The 26,263-nt window shown below is 60.1% G+C and carries 32 protein-coding genes and 1 tRNA gene; 13 read left to right on the plus strand and 20 right to left on the minus strand.

The annotated features are described in order from the left end of the window. The first annotated feature begins 27 nt into the window (after positions 1 to 27). The 6 genes from PMI03_RS10490 to PMI03_RS10515 all read left to right on the plus strand — a co-directional run bounded on the left by PMI03_RS10490 (position 28) and on the right by PMI03_RS10515 (position 5,183). Positions 28 to 1,590: an undecaprenyl-phosphate glucose phosphotransferase gene (locus tag PMI03_RS10490; protein WP_007692746.1), complete on the plus strand. Its 1,563-nt coding sequence runs from the start codon at positions 28 to 30 to the stop codon at positions 1,588 to 1,590. Further along, the gene (locus tag PMI03_RS10495; protein ID WP_007692748.1) at positions 1,587 to 2,849 is read left to right on the plus strand and encodes an O-antigen ligase; all 1,263 of its coding nucleotides are present in this window, start codon (positions 1,587 to 1,589) and stop codon (positions 2,847 to 2,849) included. The genes PMI03_RS10490 and PMI03_RS10495 overlap by 4 nt, the downstream gene beginning before the upstream one ends. Then, entirely contained in the window at positions 2,846 to 4,051 is a 1,206-nt protein-coding gene (locus tag PMI03_RS10500) for a glycosyltransferase family 4 protein (protein WP_007692749.1), read from the plus strand. The genes PMI03_RS10495 and PMI03_RS10500 overlap by 4 nt, the downstream gene beginning before the upstream one ends. Before the next feature lie 94 nt (positions 4,052 to 4,145). Next, a complete protein-coding gene (locus PMI03_RS10505) occupies positions 4,146 to 4,436 on the plus strand; it encodes a DNA-binding protein (RefSeq protein WP_012651218.1) in 291 nt (96 codons plus the stop codon). Positions 4,437 to 4,506: 70 nt separating this feature from the next. Then, on the plus strand, positions 4,507 to 4,752 hold the full coding sequence (locus PMI03_RS10510; RefSeq protein ID WP_007692751.1) for a type II toxin-antitoxin system VapB family antitoxin: 246 nt from the start codon (positions 4,507 to 4,509) through the stop codon (positions 4,750 to 4,752). Next, complete coding sequence (locus tag PMI03_RS10515; protein WP_007692755.1) at positions 4,752 to 5,183, plus strand: type II toxin-antitoxin system VapC family toxin; 432 nt, start codon at positions 4,752 to 4,754, stop codon at positions 5,181 to 5,183. The genes PMI03_RS10510 and PMI03_RS10515 overlap by 1 nt, the downstream gene beginning before the upstream one ends. 11 nt (positions 5,184 to 5,194) lie before the next feature. Here PMI03_RS10515 and PMI03_RS10520 read toward each other — a convergent pair whose 3' ends face one another. Together PMI03_RS10520 and PMI03_RS10525 are read right to left on the minus strand one after the other, a co-directional pair. Continuing rightward, on the minus strand, positions 5,195 to 6,211 hold the full coding sequence (locus tag PMI03_RS10520) for a PHB depolymerase family esterase (RefSeq protein WP_007692758.1): 1,017 nt from the start codon (positions 6,209 to 6,211) through the stop codon (positions 5,195 to 5,197). Between the two features lie 223 nt (positions 6,212 to 6,434). After that, the gene (locus PMI03_RS10525) at positions 6,435 to 6,647 is read right to left on the minus strand and encodes a hypothetical protein (RefSeq protein ID WP_007692759.1); all 213 of its coding nucleotides are present in this window, start codon (positions 6,645 to 6,647) and stop codon (positions 6,435 to 6,437) included. A 240-nt stretch (positions 6,648 to 6,887) separates the two neighbouring features. Here PMI03_RS10525 and PMI03_RS10530 point away from each other — a divergent pair, with 240 nt between their 5' ends. Continuing rightward, positions 6,888 to 7,592, plus strand: a complete 705-nt coding sequence (locus tag PMI03_RS10530) for a thermonuclease family protein (RefSeq protein WP_007692762.1) — start codon at positions 6,888 to 6,890, stop codon at positions 7,590 to 7,592. A gap of 37 nt (positions 7,593 to 7,629) precedes the next feature. Here the strand turns inward: PMI03_RS10530 and PMI03_RS10535 are convergent. Next, positions 7,630 to 7,706 (minus strand) — tRNA-Pro (locus PMI03_RS10535). 115 nt (positions 7,707 to 7,821) lie between these two features. Next, positions 7,822 to 8,211, minus strand: coding sequence for a BA14K family protein (locus PMI03_RS10540; RefSeq protein ID WP_007692763.1), 390 nt, complete (start codon positions 8,209 to 8,211; stop codon positions 7,822 to 7,824). A gap of 178 nt (positions 8,212 to 8,389) precedes the next feature. Here PMI03_RS10540 and PMI03_RS10545 point away from each other — a divergent pair, with 178 nt between their 5' ends. Then, complete coding sequence (locus PMI03_RS10545; protein ID WP_007692766.1) at positions 8,390 to 8,650, plus strand: hypothetical protein; 261 nt, start codon at positions 8,390 to 8,392, stop codon at positions 8,648 to 8,650. Between the two features lie 76 nt (positions 8,651 to 8,726). Here the strand turns inward: PMI03_RS10545 and PMI03_RS10550 are convergent, their stop codons facing one another. Beyond that, positions 8,727 to 9,053: a hypothetical protein gene (locus PMI03_RS10550; RefSeq protein WP_007692768.1), complete on the minus strand. Its 327-nt coding sequence runs from the start codon at positions 9,051 to 9,053 to the stop codon at positions 8,727 to 8,729. Positions 9,054 to 9,291: 238 nt separating this feature from the next. Next, positions 9,292 to 10,392: a porin gene (locus tag PMI03_RS10555; protein WP_007692770.1), complete on the minus strand. Its 1,101-nt coding sequence runs from the start codon at positions 10,390 to 10,392 to the stop codon at positions 9,292 to 9,294. 354 nt (positions 10,393 to 10,746) lie between these two features. Between PMI03_RS10555 and PMI03_RS10560 the strand changes: the two genes are divergently transcribed. After that, the gene (locus tag PMI03_RS10560; RefSeq protein ID WP_007692771.1) at positions 10,747 to 11,031 is read left to right on the plus strand and encodes a hypothetical protein; all 285 of its coding nucleotides are present in this window, start codon (positions 10,747 to 10,749) and stop codon (positions 11,029 to 11,031) included. Between the two features lie 29 nt (positions 11,032 to 11,060). Here the strand turns inward: PMI03_RS10560 and PMI03_RS10565 are convergent, their stop codons facing one another. From PMI03_RS10565 to PMI03_RS10590, 6 genes are all read right to left on the minus strand, one after another. Then, positions 11,061 to 11,609 carry a MerR family transcriptional regulator gene (locus PMI03_RS10565; RefSeq protein WP_012651214.1) on the minus strand — a complete coding sequence of 183 codons (549 nt, stop codon included), beginning with the start codon at positions 11,607 to 11,609 and terminating at the stop codon, positions 11,061 to 11,063. A 227-nt stretch (positions 11,610 to 11,836) separates the two neighbouring features. Beyond that, a complete protein-coding gene (locus PMI03_RS10570) occupies positions 11,837 to 12,175 on the minus strand; it encodes an integration host factor subunit alpha (RefSeq protein WP_007692773.1) in 339 nt (112 codons plus the stop codon). A gap of 105 nt (positions 12,176 to 12,280) precedes the next feature. Beyond that, on the minus strand, positions 12,281 to 13,252 hold the full coding sequence (locus PMI03_RS10575; protein ID WP_007692774.1) for a beta-ketoacyl-ACP synthase III: 972 nt from the start codon (positions 13,250 to 13,252) through the stop codon (positions 12,281 to 12,283). A gap of 19 nt (positions 13,253 to 13,271) precedes the next feature. Then, a complete protein-coding gene (plsX, locus tag PMI03_RS10580) occupies positions 13,272 to 14,318 on the minus strand; it encodes a phosphate acyltransferase PlsX (RefSeq protein ID WP_007692776.1) in 1,047 nt (348 codons plus the stop codon). Positions 14,319 to 14,420: 102 nt separating this feature from the next. Then, positions 14,421 to 14,978: a DUF177 domain-containing protein gene (locus tag PMI03_RS10585; protein WP_007692778.1), complete on the minus strand. Its 558-nt coding sequence runs from the start codon at positions 14,976 to 14,978 to the stop codon at positions 14,421 to 14,423. Between the two features lie 9 nt (positions 14,979 to 14,987). Then, positions 14,988 to 15,545, minus strand: coding sequence for a ubiquinol-cytochrome C chaperone family protein (locus PMI03_RS10590; RefSeq protein WP_007692780.1), 558 nt, complete (start codon positions 15,543 to 15,545; stop codon positions 14,988 to 14,990). Positions 15,546 to 15,824: 279 nt separating this feature from the next. Here PMI03_RS10590 and PMI03_RS10595 point away from each other — a divergent pair, with 279 nt between their 5' ends. After that, a complete protein-coding gene (locus tag PMI03_RS10595) occupies positions 15,825 to 16,334 on the plus strand; it encodes an outer membrane protein assembly factor BamE (protein ID WP_007692782.1) in 510 nt (169 codons plus the stop codon). 72 nt (positions 16,335 to 16,406) lie between these two features. On the opposite strand, the gene PMI03_RS10600 is transcribed toward PMI03_RS10595, so the two are convergent. The 3 genes from PMI03_RS10600 to ribH form a co-directional block, all read right to left on the minus strand. Continuing rightward, positions 16,407 to 18,545: a sodium-translocating pyrophosphatase gene (locus tag PMI03_RS10600; protein ID WP_007692784.1), complete on the minus strand. Its 2,139-nt coding sequence runs from the start codon at positions 18,543 to 18,545 to the stop codon at positions 16,407 to 16,409. A 249-nt stretch (positions 18,546 to 18,794) separates the two neighbouring features. After that, a complete protein-coding gene (gene nusB / locus PMI03_RS10605) occupies positions 18,795 to 19,277 on the minus strand; it encodes a transcription antitermination factor NusB (protein ID WP_007692786.1) in 483 nt (160 codons plus the stop codon). A gap of 4 nt (positions 19,278 to 19,281) precedes the next feature. Continuing rightward, positions 19,282 to 19,737: a 6,7-dimethyl-8-ribityllumazine synthase gene (ribH, locus tag PMI03_RS10610; RefSeq protein WP_007692788.1), complete on the minus strand. Its 456-nt coding sequence runs from the start codon at positions 19,735 to 19,737 to the stop codon at positions 19,282 to 19,284. A 199-nt stretch (positions 19,738 to 19,936) separates the two neighbouring features. On the opposite strand from ribH, the gene PMI03_RS10615 reads away from it, so the two are divergent. The 3 genes from PMI03_RS10615 to PMI03_RS10625 are packed head-to-tail and all read left to right on the plus strand — an operon-like array spanning position 19,937 to position 21,523. Further along, positions 19,937 to 20,434 (plus strand): cupin domain-containing protein, encoded by a 498-nt coding sequence (locus PMI03_RS10615; RefSeq protein ID WP_007692789.1) that lies wholly within the window; start codon positions 19,937 to 19,939, stop codon positions 20,432 to 20,434. 4 nt (positions 20,435 to 20,438) lie between these two features. After that, entirely contained in the window at positions 20,439 to 21,011 is a 573-nt protein-coding gene (locus tag PMI03_RS10620; protein ID WP_007692791.1) for a GNAT family N-acetyltransferase, read from the plus strand. Between the two features lie 32 nt (positions 21,012 to 21,043). After that, entirely contained in the window at positions 21,044 to 21,523 is a 480-nt protein-coding gene (locus tag PMI03_RS10625; RefSeq protein ID WP_007692793.1) for a GNAT family N-acetyltransferase, read from the plus strand. A gap of 12 nt (positions 21,524 to 21,535) precedes the next feature. Here PMI03_RS10625 and PMI03_RS10630 read toward each other — a convergent pair whose 3' ends face one another. The 5 genes from PMI03_RS10630 to PMI03_RS10650 all read right to left on the minus strand — a co-directional run. Continuing rightward, on the minus strand, positions 21,536 to 22,156 hold the full coding sequence (locus tag PMI03_RS10630; protein ID WP_007692795.1) for a riboflavin synthase: 621 nt from the start codon (positions 22,154 to 22,156) through the stop codon (positions 21,536 to 21,538). Continuing rightward, entirely contained in the window at positions 22,156 to 23,265 is a 1,110-nt protein-coding gene (gene ribD / locus PMI03_RS10635) for a bifunctional diaminohydroxyphosphoribosylaminopyrimidine deaminase/5-amino-6-(5-phosphoribosylamino)uracil reductase RibD (protein WP_007692796.1), read from the minus strand. The genes PMI03_RS10630 and ribD overlap by 1 nt, the downstream gene beginning before the upstream one ends. 2 nt (positions 23,266 to 23,267) lie before the next feature. Further along, positions 23,268 to 23,744 carry a transcriptional regulator NrdR gene (gene nrdR, locus PMI03_RS10640; RefSeq protein WP_007692797.1) on the minus strand — a complete coding sequence of 159 codons (477 nt, stop codon included), beginning with the start codon at positions 23,742 to 23,744 and terminating at the stop codon, positions 23,268 to 23,270. Between the two features lie 9 nt (positions 23,745 to 23,753). Next, positions 23,754 to 25,052, minus strand: coding sequence for a serine hydroxymethyltransferase (gene glyA / locus PMI03_RS10645; protein ID WP_007692804.1), 1,299 nt, complete (start codon positions 25,050 to 25,052; stop codon positions 23,754 to 23,756). 177 nt (positions 25,053 to 25,229) lie between these two features. Then, positions 25,230 to 26,263, minus strand: a 1,034-nt coding sequence (locus PMI03_RS10650) for a murein L,D-transpeptidase (RefSeq protein ID WP_007692806.1), incomplete at its 5' end; no start/stop codon positions are given.

The following is a 26,263-nucleotide window of genomic DNA, read 5'->3' on the forward strand; positions in this document are numbered from 1 at the left end:
TATCCGGTAACGATCGGATGAATTGCCATGAACCCCATCGAGAAGTCCAAGCAATTTGACTTGGACCATATTCGCAAGCAGGTTTCGGAAATCCGCGCCCGCAGCGCCGAGGAAAAGGGCGGCGAGAATCTGTCCGGCGACATCAATGCCTATGCCCGCCAGATCGCCGAGCAATTTCGCGAAGGCAACCAGACACCGGCGATCATCATCGGCCAGTATCGGCTCTTCGAATTCCTGTGGCTGCTCGTCGTCGGACTTGCGGTTCTCTTCTTCCTGACAGCACCGGGCGATCATTCCTTTCTGGCGAAGACAACGGTAACGATCTCGCTCAGCACGCTCACCATCATCTTTCTGCAGGTGGCTGACGCCTATCAAATCCCGATGCTACGCCTGCCGCACCGCTTCCTGCAGCGCATCCTGCTGCCATGGGTGGCGGCGTTCGCGGTGGTCGCCATTGCCCTCGTGCCGTTCCATGTCGATGGCGTCTATTCTGTCCGCCTTCTCACCACCTGGTTTGTCGCCGGCGCGATTTTCCTTGTCGGCGCGCGCCTGATGTTCGCCTATGGCATCCGCCACTGGGCTCGCAACGGCATCATGGAGCGGCGCGCCGTCATCGTCGGCGGCGGCGAGCCGGCCAAGGAACTGATCCGCGCGCTCGAGCATCAACCCGATAACGATATCCGCATCTGCGGCATCTTCGACGATCGTGGCGAGAAGCGGTCGCCGGTGATGGTGGCCGGCTATCCGAAACTCGGCACTGTCCCCGAGCTGGTCGAATTTGCCCGGCTGACCCGGGTCGACATGCTGATCATCGCGCTGCCGATGAGCGCCGAAGACCGTATTCTGCAGCTCCTGAAGATGCTCTGGGTGCTGCCCGCCGATATCCGCCTGGCGGCGCATGCCAACAAGCTGCGCTTCCGCCCGCGCGCCTATTCGCATGTCGGCGCGGTGCCGATGCTCGACATCTTCAACAAGCCGATCCGCGATTGGGATGGCGTCGCCAAGCGCATCTTCGATGTCTTCTTCAGCCTGCTCGCGCTGTCCCTGCTCTGGCCGGTCATGCTTGCCGCAGCGATCGCGGTGAAGACGACCTCGAAGGGGCCGGTCTTCTTCATGCAGAAGCGTCACGGCTTCAACAACGAGATCATCAAGGTCCTCAAGTTCCGCTCGATGTACACGCATATGAGCGACCCGACGGCCCGCAACGCCGTCACCAAGAACGACCCCCGCGTCACGCCGGTCGGCCGCTTCATCCGCAAGACCTCGGTCGATGAGCTGCCGCAGCTCTTCAATGTGCTGCTCGGCAACCTGTCGCTCGTCGGCCCGCGTCCGCATGCCGTGCTGGCGGCGAGCCATAACCGCACCTATGCCGATGTGGTCGAGGGTTATTTCGCCCGCCATCGCGTCAAGCCCGGCGTCACCGGCTGGGCGCAGATCAACGGCTGGCGCGGCGAGATCGACAGCGACGACAAGATCAAGTTCCGCACGGCCTATGACCTCTATTACATCGAGAACTGGTCGCTGTTCTTCGATCTGAAGATCCTGTTCCTGACGCCCTTCCGTCTTCTGAACACGGAAAACGCCTATTGACCGCGATCGATCTCCCCTTCCCGCGCGTCGACCGGCCGCAGCTTGCCACGCTTCGGCTGATCGGCACGGCCTGCGTCGCCTTCGGGGTGTTCCTGTCGGGTTTCGTCATCGCCGAGCCCGCGCCCTATGAGCTGTGGCTCGCCTTTCTCATCGGCACCTGGTTCATCCTCGGGCTGAAGATCTCGCGCAGCACCGCGCCGCTGCTGGCTCTCTTCCTGGCCTTCAATGTCGGCGGCATGCTGTCGCTGACGCAGATGCGCGATCTCGGCGCCAGCGACCATCTCGACGGTCCGGTCTATATCGCCGTCTCCACCTTCCTGGCGCTGAGCGCCGTCTTCTACGCCGCGATCATCGAGGACAGCGAAAAACGGCTGAAGTTGATCTTCAACACCTGGGTCGTTGCCGCGCTGATCACGGCGAGCCTTGGCATACTCGGCTATTTCCACGCTGTCCCCGGCTTCGGGATTTTCACGCGCTACGACCGCGCCATGGGCGCATTTCAGGATCCGAACGTCTTCGGTCCCTATCTGGTGACACCGACCATCTTTCTCATGCATGGCATATTGATCGGCGATCTCAAGAAGGCGCCGATCAAGGCGCTATGCCTGATCGTCCTGGCCTTCGGCATCTTTCTCTCCTTCTCGCGTGCCGCCTGGGCGCTGTTCGCCTTTGCCTCGGTAATGCTGATCTTCTGCATGTTGCTGAAGCATCGCAGCAACGCCTTTCGGTTGCGCATCCTCGTGATGTCGCTGACGGCAATTGTTCTCATGGTCGTCGTGCTGATTGTCGCACTGCAATTCCATCAGGTCAGCGACCTGTTCTCGACGCGCACGCAGCTCGTGCAGGATTATGACGGCGGACATCTCGGCCGCTTCGAGCGGCATCGCCTCGGCTTCATGATGTCGATGGAAAGGCCGCTCGGTATCGGGCCGCTGGTGTTCTCCACCCTCTTTCGCGAGGACGAGCACAATATCTGGCTGAAGACGCTGACCACCTATGGCTGGCTCGGCTTCTTCTGCTGGGTCAGCATGATCTGCTGGACCATCTATATCGGCTTCCGCAACCTTTTGAAGGAGCGGCCCTGGCAGCCTTACGTGATGATCGCCTGGATCGTCATTCTCGGCCATGTGGGTATCGGCAACGTCATCGATACCGACCATTGGCGCCATCTCTACATGCTGATCGGTATCGTCTGGGGCTGCGGGGCGCTGGAGCAACATCATCAGCGTGGCTTGACCCGAAGGGAAGCGGCGCCGTGAACATCAATGTCGCCGTCAAACGCCTGTCGTTGCTGCAAGTCCTCGAACCGAGCGGCGGCGGCTCCGGCCGCCATTTCCTCGATCTCTGCCGCGCCATGCAGCACCGGGGCCATTCGGTGACGGCGGTCTATTCGCCGCTGCGTGCCGAAGCCGCCTTCGTCGCCGAACTGGAGGGCATGGGCCTCGACAGCGTCATTCCGCTCGCCATGCGGCGCGCGCCGGGGCCGTGGGATCTCACCGCGTGGTGGAACATTCGCCGGATCGCTGCGCGGTATGGGCCATTCCACCTGATCCATGGCCACAGCTCCAAGGCGGGCGCGCTGACACGGTTGCGACTGCCGGGGCCGCATGTCCCGGTCATCTACACACCGCACGCCTTTCGGACTATGGACCCGACACTCGACTCCAAAGGCCGGACGATCTATGGCGGCATCGAGCGTCTGCTCGGCAGCCGGCTGTCCGACCGCCTGATCTGCGTGTCCCGCGATGAATATGATCACGCGCGGTCGCTGGGTATTCCGGAGGCCCGCCTGCGCATCGTCGTCAATGGCGTCAGTGCGCCGCCATCAGGGCAACGCGCCGCCATCCGCGTACGCTACGGCATACCGCAGGACGCCCTGCTCTTCGGTTTCGTCGGTCGACTGACGCGGCAGAAGGCACCGGAACGGCTTATTCAGGCTTTTGCCCGTATCGCTAAGGAATTGCCTCGGGCGCATCTGCTGATGATCGGGGTCGGCGAACTGGCCGACACGGTCAAGGACATGATCAAGGCCGCCGGCCTTGAGGACCGCGCCCATCTTGACGATGCGATCCCCGGCGCTGCCGCCATCGACGCCTTCGACGTCGTCGTCATGCCCAGCCGCTACGAGGCCATGTCCTATGTCATGCTGGAGGCCGCAGCCGGCGGCAAGCCGTTGCTTTTGAGCGATGTCGGCGGAGCGCGCACGGTGATTGAGCCCGGCCGTAACGGCTATATCATTGCCAATAGCGACGACCCTTCAGAACTGGCGATGACGATGCGGCGTTTTGCCGACCCGAAATTGCTGCGGAACTTCACCGCCGAGGCCCGCCAGCGCAAGGATGGCTATACGCTCGCCGGCATGGCCGACGCGACGGAGGAAATCTATTTCGAACTGCTCGGCTACCGCGCTCCTGCGCCGCTGAGGAGACCGGAAAGAATCATGTTGCGCAGCGCCTCCTGAAGGATGCTCGAAAATCGCCATCCCATTTCAGTTTGAAGGTGAATTCCATTCGAAATCAGTTCCGATTTTCGAGGTTTTGCGCTAAATTTCAATCATGATCACATCAGCGCAACTCCGCGGCGCACGCGCCATGCTCGGCCTCACATCGGAGGCGCTTGCGGCCGAAAGCAAGCTGCCCCTGGCAACGATCAAAACGCTGGAAACGGATGTCAGTTCGGCGGACGCCAAGTCGCTTGTCGCCGTGCGCTCGGTTCTCGAAGCTCATGGCGTCCTGTTCCTTGCCAATGGCAGCGACGGAAACGGCGGCGCCGGCATCCGCTTCAAGCACTGGGCGGAGGATGGCGGCACCCGGCCAGAAAACCTGAATGCCACCAACGACGATTGATATCCGGAACATTGCCACGCAAGTGAATATTCGTTAAAATATATTCGAATATTCATTCTGGGATATGCAGATGCCCCTCTATATAAGAGACGACGATATCGACGCACTCGCAGTTGAACTGCAGACGTTGAGCAAGGCTCGCACCAAGACTGAAGCGGTACGTTCCGCGCTTCGTCATGAAATCGATCGGCTGCGAGACGCCGTACCGCTTCGCGATCGTATTGCCAAGATTCAGGCGGAAGCTACGAAACTCAGCCTGCCCAATCCAGATTTCGACTTCAAGGCATTTACGGATGAAATGTGGGACGACGTCTGATGTTCATAGACGCATCGGTCATTGTCGCAATCCTCAACCAGGAACCCGGCTGGCAGGAGCTCGCTAAAAGGCTCGCGCATGTCGAAAATGCCTGTGCAGTGTCTCCGCTCGTCCGTTTCGAAGCGATGCTGGGCATTGCGCGGGCTGCCGTTCACAAGCGCAGCGGGCCGGGTACGAAACCAGACCCTATGATTTTGCAGGAGTCTCGCAAGCTGGTGGATGACTTAATTGCTGAAATTGGTGCAACAGAAATTGCCATCACGAACACCGTTGGCAACGGAGCGATGGACGCAGCTGCGATGTACGGAAAAGCAATCGGCCATCCGGCCGATCTCAATTTTGGTGACTGTTTCGCGTATGCTTGCGCAAAAGCGTGCGGAAGCGGCCTTCTATATAAAGGCGACGATTTTGCGCAGACTGATCTAGCTTGATCGTCTAGGCGCTACGCCAGCTTCCAGCTTTGAACGAGCTGCTCCGGCGCCGAGATGGCGGCCGGCAGGATGAAGCGCTCGGTATCATTAGCCGGCTCCTTGCCCGCGACGATGGATCGAGCCGGCAGGCCGTGGCCGAAATCATTGAGTGTTACCAGTTCCACCACCACGTCGCCGTGCTCGCCTCGCCATTCGCGCCGCTCGCCGCCTTCGAACAGGCGCAACCGGCCTTTCGTTTGCGGACGTTCATGCACCGCCAGCCACTGCGCCACCGATGCCTCCGCATTGGCATATGAGACGGTGCCGTCGTCAGATCCATGCCAGATGGAGACCGACGGGAACCGAACGGCATCCGGCGAGACTTCGCGGACAAGTTCGGCCCATTTTTCGGCCGGACGCGCCGAGCCTCTTCTCATCACATCCAGCGCCGACATAGCATCGCGTGCCGCACCAAAAGGCAGGCCACTGATGATGGCACCGGCAGCAAACAAGTCCGGATAGGTGGCAAGCAGCGCCGACGCCATCGCGCCACCGGCCGAAAGGCCCATGACGAAAATCCTGTTGTCGTCGATCTTGTGCAGCCGGCGGCTGAAATCGATCATCTCGCGGATCGAACCCAGTTCGCCGCGATCGCGCGTGACCGAACTCGGGCGGAACCAGTTGAAACAGAGATTGGGATTGTTGAACGACTTCTGCTCGGCATAAAGAACAGCGAAGCCATGCTTGCGCGCCAAGGCTGTCCAGCCGCTGGCACGATCGAAATCCTCGGCATTCTGCTGACAGCCATGCAGGACGACGACAAGCGGCATCGGCCCCTCGACGCCCGGCGGCACATATTCGAGCATGCGTAGGTCACCCGGATTGCGCCCGAACCACAGGACCTCCGTCAGGCTCTGCGGCACGAGCTGCGTGGATACGCGCTGACGTGCCGGCTGCGAGCGCGGCCGCGTTACGGGGAACTTGAGCTGTGGCAACTCGACGGAATCGACGAGCAAACGGCGCAGCCGGCTCGGAACCTTGAAATTCATCCTAGACCTTTCAAATTATCCGCACCCACCGTTGTTGATCTTGTTTGGCGGGCGGCGACCGCACTCCGTCCCCAAGGGGTCGGCATCGAGCAATGCGACTCTATTTGTGCGATGCAGCAAATATAGGGCGGCAAATGAGATTCGAATAGGCACAATGCATCATTGCAGCTATGTGAAATCCGCTTAAATCGATTAGATAGTTATCGCTAAAATGACGAAAATGTCAGAGATAGGCTCGAGCAAGCGCGACAAGCTTCGCGTCTTCCTTCACGCCCTGGCGATAAAGTTGGATGATCAGCGCGCCGAGACGCTCAGCTTCCGGGCCGCGATGATCGATGCCGCGATCCTTGCAGACGATATCCAGCACCTTCTCCAGACGATCCAGATCGTCCGAAAACAGGGGTAGATCCTGGGGATGGATTGAGGTTTCCAACATCTGCGCTGCCTCGTCCGTCGGGCGGAAGCACGCTAATACATTCGCCGGAGCCCGCTTTATAACCGGCATATCCACGCTAACTATGCGCCCTGCCCGGGGGCTTGGCAAGGAAGGTTTTATCGCATTACCCCCTGACGACCGCGCATTGTAATTTGCAAATGCCTGATACCAACAAACGAAAAGCCAACGGATCGGTAAGAAATCACGGCGATAATCCCCCCGCAATTGAGGGATGACACCATGGCAAAAGCGAAACGACGCACGCGGCGAAAGCCACAGTCCAAAGCGGGCAATTCGATGTGGCTATGGGGCGTGGTTGGCCTCGCCGCAGTAGCCGGCATCTTCGCCTATGAGCACCGCCGGGAAATGCCGACACTTCTGGCCAATGCCGGCGCCACAGGCGCCCGGCATGTATCGCAGGTGACAGAGGCAGTACAGGCCGCGCCGACGCCGGCTGTAAGACCGAAGGTCAGGACGGCTGTCGTCGTTCCGGAACGCCCGGACACGACAATGCCGGTTCCGCCCAACGCCATTCCCGTATCCTTGCCAATGGAACGCGCGGCTCCAGTGCTGGCCACCGCTCCTGTCCACGAAAACGGCGGCCGATTCGGCCTATGTGGCAGCGCGACTGGCGCCAACTGTGTCGTCGACGGCAGCACCTTCTGGCAAAATGGGGTCAGGATCCGTCTGGCGGATATCGATGTGCCTGACATCGCCCCCTCCCACTGCGCCGGTGAACAACAAAAGGGCACCGCCGCGAAGCTGCGCCTGCAGGCGCTTCTCAACGACGGCACGTTCGCACTCTCCGGCAGTGCCCGCGGCGAGGATCAACATGGCGGCAAATTCCGCATCGCCATGCGCGCCGGCCGCTCCATCGGCGATCAGCTGGTGTCCGAAGGGCTCGCACGCCGCTGGACAGGACAGACGCCATCCTGGTGCAGCTAAATCAGTGAAAATTTGATTGGGAGTTCAAGGAGATAAATGGTCGGGGCGACAGGATTTGAACCTGCGACCCCTTGACCCCCAGTCAAGTGCGCTACCGGGCTGCGCTACGCCCCGACCTGCCTAAAAAGGCCTGATTGCATTAGTCTGTCGGGCATGGCAGCGCAAGAGGTAAAATCGCAGCTCGGTAGAAAAATGGCGTGCAGAGCGAGAAAAATCCTCGCTCTCTTACTCACCTGCATTGTCGGCGTGGCCCATGGTTCGGCTGGTAAGTGTTGTCCGACGCCCGGTAGGATTGGTAGCGGCTGGCGCAGGCTCGTGCGTGACCGTCGTAGCGTTCCGCGTGCTGCCTGTAGAACAGCGTGCCGGTCACGAATGACTTGAAAAGCACGCCGCTATCCGAGTCGTCGTCGTAATAGCTGTCGGAGCCGTGGCGTTTGTGGCCACCGCGCCAATGGTTGTGGCTATGCCAGTGCCCATGGCCGCGAACCTGGATGATATCGGACCCTTGCTCCGGCGCCGAAAGCGCGGGCATGGTGATGGCGCTGGCGGGCAAGACCGCGCTTGCGGCCAGCAATAGGCCGAGACCGGCGACAGCCATGGATCTGGTGATCACGCGCATGTGTAGCTCCCTTCAAGTCCAACAGCGGTAGATCCAAGCACATCTGCGTGAAAAACCTTGCCGCCGACCACTCCGACATTACCTCTATATAGTGGGTTCGAGCCACACTCACAGATGCCTTTCCGTCTTTCTTCCCGACGGATTGTCATTGAATAAGAAGTAATTGGAAAGTTACGCGATGAAGCCGCTGATTGCCCTTCTGCTATGCGCGCCGCTGCTTGCCGCATGCACAACGACCGAACAATCCCTGCAGCCGATCCCCGGCAGCATTACCTATCGCGGCCAGCCGGAGATGAAGCTGACGCAATCGCCTCCGGGCACGCGCCTGCCACATCATTTCACCAATCAATGGGGTGAAGATGTCTATGAGACCTACATCATCCAGCCGGATCACAGCCTGAAGCTGGTCAGCCGCCAAGTGATGACGCGGCCGCTATAGGCCCTAGAATACGTTTGCAAACAGAAACTCCGCCGACGCTGCGCCGGCGGAGTTTCTGTATTCTGTCGTGTCCGGCTTACCAGCAACGATAGCAGCGGCGGTAATAGGGCCGGCCATAATAGCCGCGATGATGATTGTCGCTGACCGCAGCGCCGACAAGGACGCCGCCGATGACGCCGGCGGCAATGCCCGCAGCAGCTTGATTTTCGGCTTGCTGCGCCTGCGAGCGATTGGCCTGATAGGTGGCACCGACACAGCGGCTGTAGCGCTGCGTGCCCGGACGCAAGCCCTGAGACTGGCAGGTCATTTCAGCGCTGGTGGCGGATTGCTCCGGCGTCTGGCAGCTCGTCAAAATAGTCGATATGGCGAAAAGACCGAGCGCCATGGTAGCTCGTATACGCATATTACCTCTCCAACAATTTAAAGTGTTATCCCTGGAGAAGGAAATACAGCCAAAGGTAATTTGACGCAAGCCTCACATTACCAATTAGTTAACAAGAAAGCACCGTGAACTTGATCCACTTTCCCGCGCCGACGGGCACTCTTTCGCTCAAGAATGCCGTCAAGGCGGCGCCAAAATGAAGGGTCCGGCACGACTGCCGGCCCCCTCTGTCATTTCTCGAATGATCAGCCGAAACCGATCAGAAATTCCGCTCGAAACGCAGAATGCCGGCAACGGTGTCATCGTTGATGAAATCATAATGCATGTAGGTCAGTTCCGGCTCGATGAGCAGATCCTTGACCGGGTTGAACTTCAGGTTCGTCGTTGCTTCGAAGATCTTCGAGTCGGTATAGGCAAGCTGCAGGTTCCACTTCAGCTTGTCGTTGACCGGTACGCCAACGCCGCCCCAGACGGCCCAATCTCCCCAGCCGCACTTTGCCCCATGGACGACGCCATCGGAGGTCGTGCAGGCCGATTCATCCTGATAGGAGCCGGCATACTGGTTGAGCTTTTTGCCATCCGTGTTCCAGCCGCCCATCAGGAAAGCTTCCACGCCGCCGAACTTGGCGTCGACGCGAGCCTTGATGGCGCCTTCTTCGACGATGGAGTCATACCCGCCGACGACCTTGAAGCCGAGCGTGTCGGTCGTATACCCCAGACCGGCAACGACGTTGGGCGCATATTGATCGGCCTTTGAGGTAACCCAGGCGCCGCCGTAGCTGTCCGAGTCAGACCCCGAATTGCTGTCTTCTAGCGAGATGACGGCGGAGAAACCGGAGCCGGTATCATATTTGTAGGTCAACTGGTTGAGTTCGTACGGGCCATCATAGATCGCATCATCGTTGATGACGTCGCCAGCATAGCCCGTATAGAGATTATACTGCGAGTCGAGCTTGCCGACGGTGAAGCCGGCAAGGCTGATATTGGCAAACAGCAGCTTATCGGCTGTGGCACCCCCATCGTTCCATTCCCAGCGCAGGATCATGTTGGTCTTCAGCGGACCATATTCCGTGTCCGTCGCCGTATCGACATTGAGCTCGACGCGCTCATGCCAGAGCGTACCGACCTTGTTCGTCGGATTGTAGGCGTCGTACCACTCACCCTCGGTGCGAACCTTGCCACCGATCTTCAGGCAGGTCTCGGTGCCTGGAATGAAGAAATAGCCGGTGCCGTAGGCATCGCAGATGCGGACATATTCCAGAGGCTCGGGTTCGGCCGCAACGATGGCATCGGCCGCATGGGCGCCGCTCACCGTTGCCAGCGCGGCAGCGGAGCCGAGAAGAAGGCTCTTGATGTTCATGGTGTCTCCATTCGAATATCCATCAGGGGATGGAGTCCGCGGTAGACAACTTCACACCGCCCCATAGCCTGATTTGGCATCTCCCCATGACGGGGCGAAGCAATAACGCTTCGTTAGCAAAATTGAACCCGGTGCAGAGAGCTTGCAAGCCAATAAACATAGCAAGCTAATTGTCATATTGGCATGGATCGTCGTTCGTGACAAAAATATCACGCCCTTGATCCGGCAGGGCGGCGCTCACGCTGGGCCAGCGGTATTGAAGGGCGGCGATAAATAAATACAATCGCCTGCCGGGTTCAGGAGGCGGTCGCCATCAAACGCGATGCCAGTGAGGTATGATTCGGAGGAAAAATTATGGCTTTCAAAATCTTAAGCGTATGCCTGCTCGCCGTCGGCATGGGCACGACGGCAATGGCCGCCTCCAGTGACCACGGGGGCGGCGATCGAGGCGGCTGGGGAGATAGCCCTGGTGCCGAAGACAACAACAACTATCGCAGTACCATCATCGACAGAAGCGACACCGCCGGTAGGGACGAAAAAGATCCGAATGCCTGCTGGACGCTGCCACGCTCTGCCGACGGCAAATCCATTGTCGCGCCGAGCCAGGCTAATCCCATCGTTCCGCGCAAGTGCAATTGACCAGGTAGTTTTGAAGCAGAAGGCCTCGCCTACCGCACCTGGTCGAGCAACCGCTTGCATTCCAGCAAGTCGTAGAGCGTTTCCTGCAGCAGCGCCCTGTCTTCCTTGCCGACGCTCGACTTGCCGAGGGAAACATCCGGCACGTCGTCTTCGCCGCTGACGAAGTTGAAGAAGCGGCGACTGATCGGCGCCTTGGCGCGTCCGACGATCTGATCCTCGTCGGGATGGCCGGATCCAACACGCGGCTCGGCCGGGGCCGGTTCCTGCGCGGCGGCGGCAAGCGCCTCGACACTGGCGAGGTCGCCATGGCCGACGGCGATGACGAATTTATTGCCGTTGGTTTTCAGGAGTTTCTGGACGCCCTTGATCGTATAGCCGTGATCATAGAGCAGATGGCGGATGCCGTTCAGCAGATCGACGTCCTCGGGCCTGTAATAGCGCCGGCCGCCGCCTCGCTTCATCGGCTTGATCTGCGGGAAACGGGTTTCCCAGAAACGCAGGACATGCTGCGGCAGATCAAGGTCTTCCGCGACTTCGCTGATCGTGCGAAATGCATCCGGGCTCTTGTCCATCGTCATACTCCCACAGCATGTTTCTGACGCCACGCGGGCCAGACCATGCAAAACCGGATATCCGCACCGCGGCTCGTCGCGATACGACTCACCATATTTCAACGGTTTGCCGGGAGAAATTCAAGTCATCTCTTCGGCTGTTTCACAAGCAAGCCGAAAAACAACCAAGAAAGGCCGGGAAAACGGCGGGACCGCACGAGTGCCAGGTCACGCCGACAGCAGTTTTCAATGGATCAGGAAGCAGGATTTGCCGGCCGCGCCTTCGCCTTGCGGCTGGCATGGGCCTTCAGGATACGTGTCTTCAGGACGTTGGACGCCTTGAAGGTCATGACGCGACGCGGGGAGATCGGTACCTCTTCGCCGGTCTTCGGATTTCGACCGATACGCTCATTCTTGTCGCGCACCTGAAATGTCGCGAAGGAAGAGAGTTTCACAGTTTCGCCACGCACGATGGCGTTGCAAATCTCATCGATCACCGTCTCGACGAGTTCCGCAGATTCGGTCCGGGAGAGGCCAACTTTCCGGAATACCGACTCCGCCAAGTCTGCGCGCGTCACTGTCTTGCCCGTCATGGTTCCCCGCCCAAATTGCTGCGTATTATTATCCAAGTCGCAAGAGTATTGCCCTTGCGCCAAACGGTCAAGCTCTTGTTCGGAATCGGGTTTTAGAGACTTGGCCTACCAGCGCAGCAGAACCGCGCCCCAAGTGAAACCGCCGCCCATGGCTTCCAGCATCACCAGATCGCCCCGCTTGATTCGGCCGTCGCCGGCAGCAACCGCGAGCGCCAACGGGATCGACGCGGCAGATGTATTGCCGTGAAGATCCACCGTCACCACAACCTTTTCGGGAGCAATTCCGAGCTTCTTAGCCGAGCCGTCGATGATACGGCGATTGGCCTGGTGCGGCACCAGCCAGTCGAGATCATCGGCCGTGACGTCGGCTGCCTTGAACGTCGCTTCGATGACATCGGTAATCATGCCGACGGCATGCTTGAACACTTCTCGGCCGGCCATATGCAGCACGCCGACCGTTCCCGTCGAGGAAGGTCCGCCATCGACATAAAGCTTGTCCTTGTGTGCACCATCGGAGCGCAGGCTTGCCGTCAGCACGCCGCGATCGGTATTGGCGCCCGTCCCCTCGCCTGCTTCGAGAATCAACGCGCCAGCGCCGTCGCCGAAGAGAACGCAGGTCGTGCGATCGGTCCAGTCGAGGATACGGGAGAATGTCTCGGCGCCGATGACGAGCACGCGCTTGGCAACGCCACCGCGAATATAGGCGTCGGCGGTGGTCACGGCGTAGACGAAGCCTGAGCAGACGGCCTGAACATCGAAGGCGAAGCCATGATGCATGCCGAGCCGGTTCTGGATATTCACCGCGGTGGCGGGAAAAGTGTTATCCGGCGTCGAGGTGGCGACGATGATCATGTCGAGATCGTCAGCCGTCAATCCGGCATTAGCAAGAGCTGCCCGTGCCGCCTGCTCGCCGAGCGAGGCCGTGGTTTCACCTTCGCCGGCGATGTAGCGCTGACGAATACCGGTGCGTTGGACGATCCAGTCATCACTGGTGTCTACGACTTGCTCCATATCGCGATTCGTCATGACACGCTTAGGCAGCGCCGCCCCGAATCCGCGAACAACTGAACGGATCATTCCTATTATACCCCGTCACTCATGCCGCTTCAGGCCCAATCGGCGGCTGCCGCTTGGCATGATATCTTTTCAGATCATTTTCTATTTTTTGTGTCAGGCCGTTCTTGGCCATGTCGTAGCCGACATCGATGGCAGCCGCAAAGGCCTCGGCACTGGCGCCACCATGGCTCTTGATGACGATGCCGTTGAGGCCAAGGAAAACGCCGCCATTGACCTTGCTGGGGTCGAGCTTCTCGCGCAGCAGGTCGAAAGCGCCCTTGGCGAAGAGATAGCCGATACGGGCAAGCAGCGTGCGCGTCATCGCCGAGCGCAGATAAGCGCCGATCTGCTTTGCCGTGCCCTCGGCGGCCTTCAGTGCGATATTGCCGGAAAAACCTTCCGTCACCACCACATCGACCGTACCCTTGCCGATATCGTCGCCTTCGACGAACCCGGAATATTCGAGCGATTCAAGGTTGGCTTCGCGGATCAGGCGGCCGGCTTCCTTGACGTCTTCCTGGCCCTTGATTTCCTCGACGCCGACATTCAGCAGGCCGATGGTCGGACGTTCGATCTCGAAGAGGGCGCGGGCCATCGCCCCGCCCATCAATGCGAAATCGAGCAATTGCTGCGAATCGGCGCCGATCGTCGCGCCGACGTCGAGCACGATGCTTTCGCCCCTGAGCGTCGGCCAGATCGCGGCGATCGCCGGACGTTCGATGTTGGCCATGGTGCGCAGGCAGAACTTTGCCATCGCCATCAGCGCGCCGGTATTACCGGCGGACACGACGACATCGGCCTCGCCCAGCTTCACCGCCTCGATCGAGCGCCACATGCTGGAGACATAGCGGCCACGGCGCAGCGCCTGGCTCGGCTTCTCATCCATGCTGATAGAAACATCGCATTCGTGAAAGACGGATTTTTCACGAAGCTTCGCGTATTTCCCGAGGATCGGTTCGCAACGATCCTTCATACCGTACATGATGAAGGTAATGTCGGGATGCCTCTCCAGCGCCTTGGCCGCGCCAGGAATAACAACCTCAGGGCCGAAGTCGCCACCCATTAGGTCAAGAGAAATTCTGATCACGCGTCCCTAGTCCTTCTTGTCCGCCGGGCCCGGCGGAATTGGCGTCAAAATACCGGTTTCTCCCCGCGTTACAACTGAATTGTGTTCAATTGCCAGGGGTGTCTATTCCTTTTTCCAGTCTTTCAGGACAGCGAATGGCGAGGGTTTCTTGTCATCTTCGCCTGTATCTTCGATGTGGTCTTCAAACGCGATACCGGGCTTGCGCGGGTACGGATCGATGGCAAGCGCGGCGAATTCCGCGACGGCGGCGCCGGCATCGATCGTATCGCCGGTGAAAGTTTCCGGAAGGTCCGCACCATCCGGATCGAGCACCATTTCTCCGGCATCCACAGACGGCATCCGCGCCAGTTTCGACCCCTCGGGGACGAAGATCTGCTCGAATTCCTCATTGATATCCGATTCGACCGGCTCGAGCGTGACAACGCAGGCCTGAACGATCTTTGCGCGCACATTGCCCTTGAGGCGAACCCCATCGCGCTTCCATCGGGCGATCTTCAGATCCGCCTCGAGTGTCGGCACGGAGAGCACATTCCAAAGCTTGGCGAGACCGGCAAGCTCCCGGTCGTCGGCTTTGAGACGAACCTCCACCGGATTGGCGGAGATATGGCCGACTTTTACCGGATAGGAAAAGGGCGTTTCGTCGGAGTTCGGTTTCTTCATTTTTGTCTCCTAGGCTACGTCTTTGTCGATCCCGCCAGGCTGCGGGAGGATTGCCGAACCGGTGGCAATCTCGGCTTCCGCCACGCTTGCCAGATGCGTTTCGGCCATCGTCATCCAGTCCGCCAGACCAAGCATCGAGGGGGCCTCTTCGCCTGCCGTGGGGTAGATATTGCGCCGAAGCGCTGCGGCCAGTGCATCGCGATCATTACCGTCCATGGCGGCCGCATAGCTTTCGAGCCGCCCGTAGAACATGCCCGCCAGTTTCTTCATCCGCTTCGGCACGCTGTTGTCACCTATACCAAGTTCGCGGATGGAATAATCGATATCCTCGAAAAAGGCATCGATAATTTCCTGCGCAAGCTCCTGGCCGCTGGTCGCGGACGAACGCGTCCGGCGAAAAAACAGGATCATCACCGCCGAAAGCAGCTCAAAACGCCCCATGACCGTATCCGGCACGTCATAGTCGGTATAGAAAACCGGCTGGCGCGCCATTGCGGTCAGAACGTCATATTGTCTGACGACGATGATCTGATTGTGATTTCTTTTGCGGAACAGCCCAAAAATCATGAAAATTCCCGGAATTGGCCATTCAGAGCGCCGTGTCGCGCTTGGCCTTGTTGCATCCACTTGAAAGCTGGTTTACCGAAGCAGGCGCGAATTGCAATGCCGTTTGTGCCCGCTTCAAGGCCCCGCCCCGACCCATCGTCGCACAGTGCATGATTGGTGATGAAGAGTGCCGAACAACATCGCTAATGCCTTACCCAATCGCGGAAAGGCCACAATGATGTGCACAGCAAGATCTTATTGGCCACCCGGCCATCGGTTTGATTCATTAGGGGAGATGGGATGTCGTTGAAGAAACGGTATTTCAAGTCTGACAGAACTTTCATCAGCAGTGCCGCCATCGCCCTGGTGATCGGGACCGCGGGGCTTACGAGTTGCAAGACCACAGAGGTCATGAACAACGGCTACATCTTCGATCAGCAATCGCTCAATCTCGTGCCCGTCGGCTCGAGCCGCGAGCAAGTGCTGCTTTCGCTCGGTACGCCATCGACGACAGCGACCTTCGACGGCGAAGTCTTCTATTACATATCCCAGAAGCGCACCCGCGCCGCGGCCTTCATGAAGCCGAAGCTGGTCGACCAGAACATTCTGGCGATCTACTTCGACAAGGATGGCATCGTGAAGCAGGAAGCCAACTACACGCTGAAGGACGGCAGGGTCTTCGACATGATCAGCCGTACGACGCCGACCGGCGGCCGCGACATCACCTTCCTGCAACAGATCCTGCAGGGTGGCGGCAGCGGTATCAACGGCGCGAGGAACTTCCTCAACAACCTCAATCCGGGTCAATAAGCCGGATAGACCGCATAAAAAAACCCGCGAGGCGCGAGCCCCGCGGGTTTTTCATTGGTTGCGCCTTCGCCCTTATCCCGCAAGAACGGCAAGCAGCAGCAGCGCGACGATATTGGTGATCTTGATCGCTGGATTGACCGCCGGGCCAGCCGTATCCTTGTAGGGATCGCCGACAGTATCGCCGGTCACGGACGCCTTGTGCGCCTCTGAGCCCTTCATGTGGCGCGTGCCGTCCTTGTCGACAAAGCCGTCTTCGAAGCTCTTCTTAGCATTGTCCCAGGCACCGCCGCCCGACGTCATGGAAATGGCGACGAACAGGCCGTTGATGATGACCCCCAGCAATGAAGCTCCCAGTGCCGCGAAGGCCGAAGCCTTGGAGCCGGAGATCAGAAGCACGCCGAAATAGACGACGATCGGCGCCAGCACCGGCAGCAGCGACGGGACGATCATCTCGCGGATGGCCGCCTTGGTCAGAAGGTCGACGGCGCGGCCGTAGTCTGGACGCTCCGTGCCCAGCATGATGCCCGGCTTCTCGCGAAACTGCCTGCGCACCTCCTCGACGATCGCGCCCGCCGCACGGCCGACGGCCGTCATGGCGATGCCGCCGAAGAGATAGGGGATCAGGCCGCCGAACAGCAGCCCGGCGACGACGTAGGGGTTGGAGAGATCGAAGGAGATCGGCCCCACATCGGCAAAATAGGGGAACTGATCGCCGTGCGCTGCGAAATACTTCAAGTCGTTCGAATAGGCGGCAAACAGCACCAGCGCGCCGAGACCGGCCGAGCCGATGGCGTAGCCTTTCGTGACCGCCTTGGTGGTGTTGCCGACAGCATCCAGCGCATCGGTCGATTTGCGCACTTCCGGCGGCAGATGCGACATCTCAGCGATGCCGCCGGCATTGTCGGTGACCGGGCCGAAGGCATCGAGTGCCACGATCATGCCGGCAAGGCCGAGCATGGCGGTGACCGCAATGCCGGTGCCGAACAGGCCGCCGAGCTGGTAGGTGGCGAGAATGCCGCCGACGATGACGATTGCCGGCAGCGCCGTCGATTCGAGCGAGACGGCCAGACCCTGGATGACGTTGGTGCCGTGACCGGTGACCGACGCCTGGGCGATGGAATTGACCGGCCGCTTGTTGGTGCCGGTGTAGTATTCGGTGATCACGACGATCAGCGCCGTGACGATCAGCCCGACGATACCGCAAAGGAACAGGTTCTTTCCGGTGATATCGAAACCTGCGACAGTGCCAATCGAACCCCAGCCGATGGTCAGCGAGGTGGCCACGCCGAGACCGATGATCGACAGCAGACCGGTGGCGATCAGCCCTTTGTAGAGCGCCCCCATGATCGAACCATTGGTGCCGAGCTTGACGAAGAAGGTGCCGATGATCGAGGTGATGATGCAGGTGCCGCAGATCGCCAGGGGATAGACCATGGCAGATGCGAGGACCGGCGTGCCGGCGAAGAAGATCGCGGCGAGAACCATGGTGGCGACGACGGAGACCGCATAGGTTTCGAACAGGTCGGCGGCCATGCCGGCGCAATCACCGACGTTATCGCCGACATTGTCGGCAATGGTCGCGGGATTGCGCGGATCGTCTTCGGGAATGCCGGCTTCCACCTTGCCGACGAGGTCGCCGCCGACGTCGGCACCCTTGGTGAAAATGCCGCCGCCGAGACGGGCGAAGATCGAAATCAGCGATGCGCCGAAACCGAGCGACACCAGCGCATCGATGACATCGCGCGAGCCCGGCTCATGGCCAAGCACGATGGTCAGCACGTAGAAATAGATGGAAACGCCGAGCAATGCGAGGCCAGCGACCAGCATGCCGGTGATGGCGCCCGACTTGAAGGCGATATCAAGACCGGCCGACAGGCTATGCGACGAGGCCTGCGCGGTGCGAACATTGGCCCGCACGGAGACATGCATACCAATGAAACCGGCAGCGCCCGACAGGACCGCACCGATCAGAAAACCAAAAGCGGCTTCGGCCGATAGCAAAAGCCAGGCCGCGATGAAAACGATGACGCCGACAACGGCGATAGTCATATATTGGCGCGCTAGATAGGCTTGCGCACCTTCTCGAATATAACCCGCAATTTCCTGCATGCGTGCATTTCCCTGGTCGGCGGCAAGCACCGACCGGGTTGTCCAGATGGCATAAACCACCGAGAGCAATCCGCACGCGATAACACCTAGAAGAATCGACATTTCGCTTTTTCCCTCCAAAAAAGCCGGCGGGTCACTCCTCCTCCGGCCGCCTGCGACAACGGTGACCCCCCTCCTCCAAGGCGGTCGACAGATGTGCATAGCGGAGATTGCGTTTGGGAAAACGTCGCGTCAAGACCGCCCGCGGGTAAATCACCCGATGGCGGTTCAAAAGAACATTCGTAGCTGAAATCAGGCGCGAACGAAGCAAACGAAAGTAGACGGCGCCATCAACGGCGCCGACATCGCTGCTTATTTCTTGGCTTCGCCGCGAACTTGCTTGGCGATTCGATCGAGCACGGCGTTGACGAGCTTAGGCTCATCATCATCGAAGAAGGCGTGGGCGATCTCGACATACTCGGTAACGATAACCGCGACCGGGACATCCTTGCGGTCGAGAATCTCGAATGTACCGGCGCGCAGGATGGCGCGTACGGTACTGTCGAGACGCGACAGCGCCCAATCGTCCTGAAGCGCGGAACCGATCAGCGGATCGAGACGCGTCTGCTCGCGCACGACGCCGGAAACGATAGAGCGAAACCAGGATGCGTCGGCCTTCAGATAGGTGTCGCCATCCAGCTCCTGCCCGAGACGGTGCGCCTCATATTCGGCCACCACCTCCAGCACGCCGGTTCCGCCGATATCCATCTGATAGAGCGCCTGAACGGCGGCAAGGCGGGCTGCCCCGCGCTGGTTCGCGGTCTTTGCCGGTCGCTCGTTATCCTGATTGCTCATGAACTTATGCACCCAACTTTTGTTTCAACGCGATCATCGTCAGCGCTGCACGAGCGGCAAAGCCACCCTTGTCCTTGTCCGAACGGCGCGCCCGCGCCCAAGCCTGGTCGTCGTTCTCGACGGTCAGGATACCGTTGCCGATCGCCAGGGATTCGCTGACGGCGAGATCCATCAGCGCGCGAGAAGATTCATTGGCGACTATATCGAAATGATAGGTCTCGCCACGAATGACCATGCCGAGGGCGACATAGCCCTGATATTCCGTGCCACCATTGTCGGCGCCGTCGAGCGCCATGGCGATGGCAGCCGGAATTTCCAGCGCGCCGGGCACGGTGACGATGTCATAGGTCGCTCCGGCTTCTTCAAGCGCAGTCTTGGCACCATCGAGAAGGGCGTCAGCCATATCGTCGTAGAAGCGGGCTTCCACGATCAGGATGTGGGCATTGGTAGAGCTGGACATACGTCACCTGCGGAATGAGAGGGCGGGCAGCACCGATAACGGCGGGTCAAACCACGGCGGGCCGCACTTGGCAAGTGTTTTTCGGCTATCCGCCCCGATTCTGATCGGGATTTGAGGAAGATCGGGCCTTGCTGGAAATTGCATCTTCCGCCGCCGCACTCGCTTCGATAATAATTCGCGACCGGCAAGGGAGGGCCTCATGACAAAGAAGACCAGACGCGCCGTCAATATTGGCGAGCTTCAGCTCGACCATTGGCAGCAGGGAGATTTTTTTGCCGGCAGCGACGCCTCTTTCGGCGCGCTGCTCGGCCTCAAGGATCTTGGCATCAGCTACAACGAAGTGCCGCCCGGCAAATCAGGCTGTCCGTTTCACAATCATCATGTCGAGGAAGAGCTTTTCGTCATCATCGACGGCGAAGGCGAATATCGTTTCGGGAGCGAGCGCTTTGCCGTTGCAAAAGGCGATGTGCTGGGGGCTCCGGCCGGCGGCCATGAAACAGCTCACCAGCTTATCAACACCGGTCCCGGCGTGCTGATCTATCTTGGGATATCGACCAAGGCGCAGACGGAGATCGTCGAATATCCCGACTCCGGCAAATTCCTGGCAAAGACCAACCGGGCCGATGGGACACGGTTCCGTTTTATCGGCCGCGACGGTGGGCCCCTGGATTATTGGGATGGCGAACCGGGAGCGTGACAAGATGAGCATGAATTCTGCAATGCCCGAAAGGAAGGAAATCGCCCCCGCCATGACCACCATCCCCACCTTGACGACAGAACGGCTGATCCTGCGCGCCCACCGGCTGGAGGAGTTTGAGAATTATGCCGACTTCTGGAAACAGAACGACCTGATGCGCTTCGTCGGTGGTGAACCGCCATCACGCGAGCAGACATGGGCGCGTTTCCTGCGCTATACCGGCATGTGGCATCATCTGGGCTTCGGTTTCTTCGCCATCGAGGAGCGCGGCAGTGGCCGCTTTGTCGGCGAGGCCGGCTTTCTGGACTCCCATCGCGACATGAATCCGACGACGGAGGGCACCCTGGAGACAGGCTGGGCGATCTCGCCGCCATTGCAAGGCAAAGGCTACGCAACGGAAGCCATCAGGGCGGCAATTGCATGGGCCGACGGGACCTTCGCGGATCGGCGGATGACCTGTATTATCGACCCTGAAAACACACCATCGCTGCGGGTCGCCGAAAAGGTCGGTTTCCGCCGGATCGGCGAGACCGTTTACAAGGGTGGAACGAACGTCATGCTCGAGCGATGGAAATAAAGCGGCCGCGACCGTCGAAGGGATCGATGCCCATGAGTTCACGGCATGACATCGGCATTAGGGAATATGCCCCCGACGACGCCGGCGCCACGATCGACATTTTCCTGCGAGCAATTCGGGAGATTGCGTCGAAGGATTACGGTCCCGCGCAGATCGATGCCTGGGCGAAGGTCGATGATCCCGAGGTCTGGGCGCAGTGGCGCGCTGGCAGGCCGACCTGGATGGCGATTTACGAGGCGCAGCCCGTTGGTTTTTCCGATCTGAAGGCGGATGGCTGCCTGGACATGATGTTCGTCCTCCCGGACCATCAGGGCAAGGGTGTCGCCGGCCCGCTTTTAAAAACAGTGGAGGCCGCCGCCCGCCATCAGGGGCACCGGCGAATTTTCACCGAGGCCAGCCTCACCGCCAGACCCTTCTTCGAACGAAAAGGGTTTATTGTCCTCGCCGCTCAAACCGTGGAAAAGCGCGGGCAGACCCTTCCAAACTTTCGCATGGAAAAGACGCTCGCCTGAGAGGGTCGAAGCTCAGCCTTCCCGGACAACCGGGAATTCCGCCAACCGCGCGGCATAGCGGGCCATGGTGTCGACTTCGAAATTGACGAAATCGCCGGCCTTGCGCTCGCCCCAGGTGGTGACCTCCAGCGTATGGCGGATCAACAGCACGTCGAAATCGGTGCCGTCGACGGCGTTGACCGTGAGCGATGTGCCGTCGAGGGCGATCGAGCCCTTGGGAGCGACGAATTTCGCGAGATGTTCCGGCGCGCGCAGGCGATAGCGGGTGGCGTCGCCCTCTTCCGTCGCCGACAGGATTTCGGCCTTGCCGTCCACATGGCCGGAAACGATATGGCCGCCGAGTTCATCGCCGATCTTCAGCGAGCGCTCGAGATTGATGTTGCTGCCGGCCTGCCACTTGCCGATGGTGGTCAGCCGCAGGGCTTCCTCCCAGGCTTCCACTTCGAACCAGCGGCCGTTGCTGCCCGCTTCCGGCAGACCGGTCACCGTCAGGCAAATGCCGGAATGGGAAATCGAGGCGCCCATGTCGATCGTCGCCGGGTCGTAATTGGTGACGACACGCAGCTTGATGCCTTCCTTGAGCGGAGAGACGGATTCGACTGTGCCGATATCGGTGACAATTCCGGTAAACATCAAAAACCTCTTTCAAATTCGTCGCAGCGATCATCGCCAAACTGGCTCGCGCGGATATGCCTGAAACTGGGTGGGATATTGGTCTTCGTGACCGGCGATTCAATACCGCCCTCGCCGATCGCATCCGGCCCCTGGAAGAGAAGAATACGGTCGACCAGGTCCGCATCGAGAAAGCGTTGCGCTACCCTTGCGCCACCCTCGACGAGAAGGGAGGAAATGCCACGCGTGCCGAGCGCTTCCAGCAACTCGCCCGGTTCGTTGGAATTGGATTGCAGCACTTCGACGCCGGCATCATCGAGCGCGGCACGGCGGGCCATAAGGGCCTTGTCGGTATTTTCATCGAAGGGCGGCGGATGACCGGCAACGGTGATCACCGGATATTGCCGCGCCGTCTTCACGAGCTTGCTACCGAGCGGAAGCTGAAGCTGGTCGTCAATGACGATGCGCAGCGGCGTTCGATCTTCCAAGCCCGGCAGGCGGCAAGTCAATTCCGGATCGTCGGCGATGGCCGTGCCGATGCCGACCAGGATGGCGTCGCTTTCGGCGCGAACGACTTGCACCTGGGCGCGGGCGACATCGCCGGTGATACGCACCTGCCCTGTGCCCGTCTTGCCGATCATCCCGTCTGTGGAAACGGCAAGCTTGAGAGTCACATACGGCCGGTTTCTCGTCTGGCGCATGAGATAGCCGGCGAGCGAGTGCCTGCCCTCTTCCTCGAGAATACCGATATCGACCTCGATCCCCGCATCCCGCAGCATCGCGATGCCGCGCCCGGAAACGCGCTGATCGGGATCAGTAACGCTGATGACGACACGGGCGACGCCATAGGCGATGAGCGCCTCGGAGCAAGGCGGCGTCTTGCCGTAATGCGAACAGGGTTCGAGCGTGACATAGGCCGTGGCTCCCCTCGCCGCCTCACCGGCGTCGGCCAGCGCCTGGGTTTCGGCATGCGGCCGGCCTCCAACCGCGGTAACGCCGCGGCCGATGACGGCACCATCCTTGACGATCACGCAGCCGACGGAAGGGTTGGTGGAGGTAAGCCCTAAATGCCAGCGCGACAGGCGGATCGCCGCGGCCATGAAACGTTCGTCGTCCGGCCGGCGCGTCATGGTCAGGGATCCAGCGGATCGCGGGCGATCTTGGCATTGATCTCGGTGATCACGTTCTCGAAATCCTCCGCATGCGAAAAATCGCGATAGACGGAAGCATAACGCACGAAGGCAACGTCATCGAGGCTCTTCAGGGCTTCCAGCACCTGCAAACCGATCTGTTCCGAGCTGATTTCCGTCTCGCCCGAGCTTTCCAGGCGGCGGACGATGCCGGAAACCGCGCGCTCGATACGATCCCGGTCGACCGGGCGCTTGCGCAGCGCGATCTCGAAAGAGCGCACCAGCTTGTCTCGATCGAACAGCACCTTGCGGCCGGTCTTCTTGATAACCATCAGCTCGCGCAACTGCACGCGCTCGAAGGTCGTGAAACGGCCGCCGCAATCCGGACAGATCCGCCGCCGGCGAATGGAGGTATTATCCTCCGCCGGCCGCGAATCCTTGACCTGGGTATCTTCCGAACCGCAATAGGGGCAGCGCATTCGCTCTCCTCAGCCCATATAGCCGTACATCGGGAAGCGATCGGTAAGCTTGATCACCTTCTCGCGCACGGCAGCCTCGACAGCGGCATTGCCTTCATCGGAGTTGGCGACCTTCAGGCCATCCAGCACTTCGATGATGAGATTGCCGATCTCGCGGAATTCAGCTTCCTTGAAGCCGCGCGTCGTGCCGGCCGGAGTGCCGAGACGGACGCCGGAGGTCACGAAGGGCTTTTCCGGGTCGAACGGGATACCGTTCTTGTTGCAGGTGACGTAGGCGCGGCCAAGAGCAGCCTCGGCGCGCTTGCCGGTGGCGTTCTTCTTGCGCAGGTCGACCAGCATCAGGTGGTTGTCGGTGCCGCCGGAAACGACGTCGACGCCGCCGGAGATCAGCGTTTCGGAAAGCGCCTTGGCGTTCTTGACGATCTGCGCGGCATAATCCTGGAATTCCGGCTGCAGTGCTTCGCCAAGCGCCACGGCCTTGGCGGCGATGACGTGCATCAGCGGGCCGCCCTGGAGGCCCGGGAAAACGGCCGAGTTGAACTTCTTCGCCAGATCCTCGTCATTGGTGAGGATCATGCCACCGCGCGGGCCGCGCAGCGACTTGTGGGTCGTGGTGGTCGCGACGTGGCAATGCGGGAACGGCGACGGATGCTGGCCACCGGCGACGAGGCCGGCGATGTGGGCCATGTCGACCATCAGGTAGGCGCCGACGCTGTCGGCGATCTCGCGGAAGCGCTTCCAGTCCCAGATACGGGAATAGGCGGTGCCGCCGGCAATGATCAGCTTCGGTTTGGTCTCTTCGGCCTTGCGCTGAACGGCTTCCATATCGAGCAGGTTGTCGCCTTCGCGCACGCCGTAGGAGACGACGTTGAACCACTTGCCGGACATGTTGACAGGTGAACCATGCGTCAGGTGACCACCAGAATTGAGATCAAGACCCATGAAGGTGTCGCCCGGCTGCAGCAGCGCCAGGAACACGGCCTGGTTCATCTGCGAACCGGAATTCGGCTGAACGTTGGCGAAGTTGACTCCGAACAGCTTCTTGGCGCGCTCGATGGCGAGCTCTTCGGCGATATCGACATACTGGCAGCCGCCATAATAGCGCTTGCCCGGATAGCCCTCGGCATATTTGTTCGTCATGATCGAGCCCTGCGCTTCCAGCACTGCGCGGGAGACGATGTTTTCCGAGGCGATCAATTCGATCTCGTGCCGCTGGCGACCCAATTCCTTGCCGATTGCGCCAAAGATTTCCGGATCGGTATCGGCGAGCGAGCGATTGAAGAAAGGTTCGGTGGAAGCAGAGGTCATCGTGAAAGCTCCTAACGGGCCGGAACGGCAATGGAGACACGGTATTAGCGTCAGGGTTGCCCGAGAGCAATACGATCAGCGACATTTGCTGGGCATTCTACGATGAGTGCCTCCCGCAAACGAAAAAGCCGCATCCGAAGACGCGGCTTTTCACAGATTCCATCAAAGCAAGACCGATTATTGAACCGGCTGCTCCATGCCCTGGGTCGTGTCGAGCGCCAGCTGGGAATTGCCGTCGAGATTATAGATATCGTCACGGAACTGGACGATGCCGTCGGCAGCGCTCCAGGCGGAGATATAGACGAAATAGACCGGCACTTCCGTCGCCAGCTTAATCGGCGTGTTGACGCGCGTGGAGATGACTTGCTCAATGTGCTGACGCGGCCAGCCCGGAGTATCGGTCAGCAGCCAGGTCGCCAGGTCGCGGACGTTCTGAACGCGCACACAGCCCGAGCTGTCGAAACGCATCAGCTTGTTGAACAGGCCCTGTTCAGGCGTATCGTGCATATATTCGTTGTTGGGATTATAGAAGTTGATCTTCGTGGACGCCATGGCGTTGGTCTTGCCCGGATCCTGACGGAACATCAGGTTCGGAGCCTTGTCCGAATTCCAGTCGATCGTCTCAGGCGCAACCTCCTGGCCCTTGCCGTCGAGAAGGCGGATGTTGTTCTTCGACAGGTAGGTCGGATCCTTCCGCATCAGCGGCATGATGTCCTTGATGATGATGGAGCGCGGCGCCGTCCAGTACGGGTTGAGGATGACCTCGTAGATCTTTGAATTGATAAGGTGCGTCGGGCGCGATTCCCGGCCGACAATCGCCTCGTGACGCAGCGCTACTTGACCGTCCTCTACGGCTTCGACACGGGTCGCCGGAATATTGACCATGACGTGACGCCGGCCCAGATCGGCCGGGAAGGTCTGCAGGCGAACGAGGTTGGTGTTCAGCTGCTGCAGGCGGACGTTTGCGGGGATGTTCATTGCCTTCAGCGTGAAGTCGCCGAGGACACCATCCGGCGGCAGGCCGTGGCGGGCCTGGAAACGCTTCACGGCGCCGTCGACATAGGAGTCGAAGGCGGAGGAAATGCCGGCTTCCCTCGGCAGGTCGCCCGTCACCATCAGATGCTGGCGCAGCGCCTGAACGGCGCCATCGGTGACGCCGAGCTGCAATTTCTGATCGCCGGGGGTGATCTGCGGCCAGCCGCCATTGGCGG

The organism is Rhizobium sp. AP16 (genome assembly GCF_000281735.1).
GTDB lineage: Bacteria > Pseudomonadota > Alphaproteobacteria > Rhizobiales > Rhizobiaceae > Rhizobium > Rhizobium rhizogenes.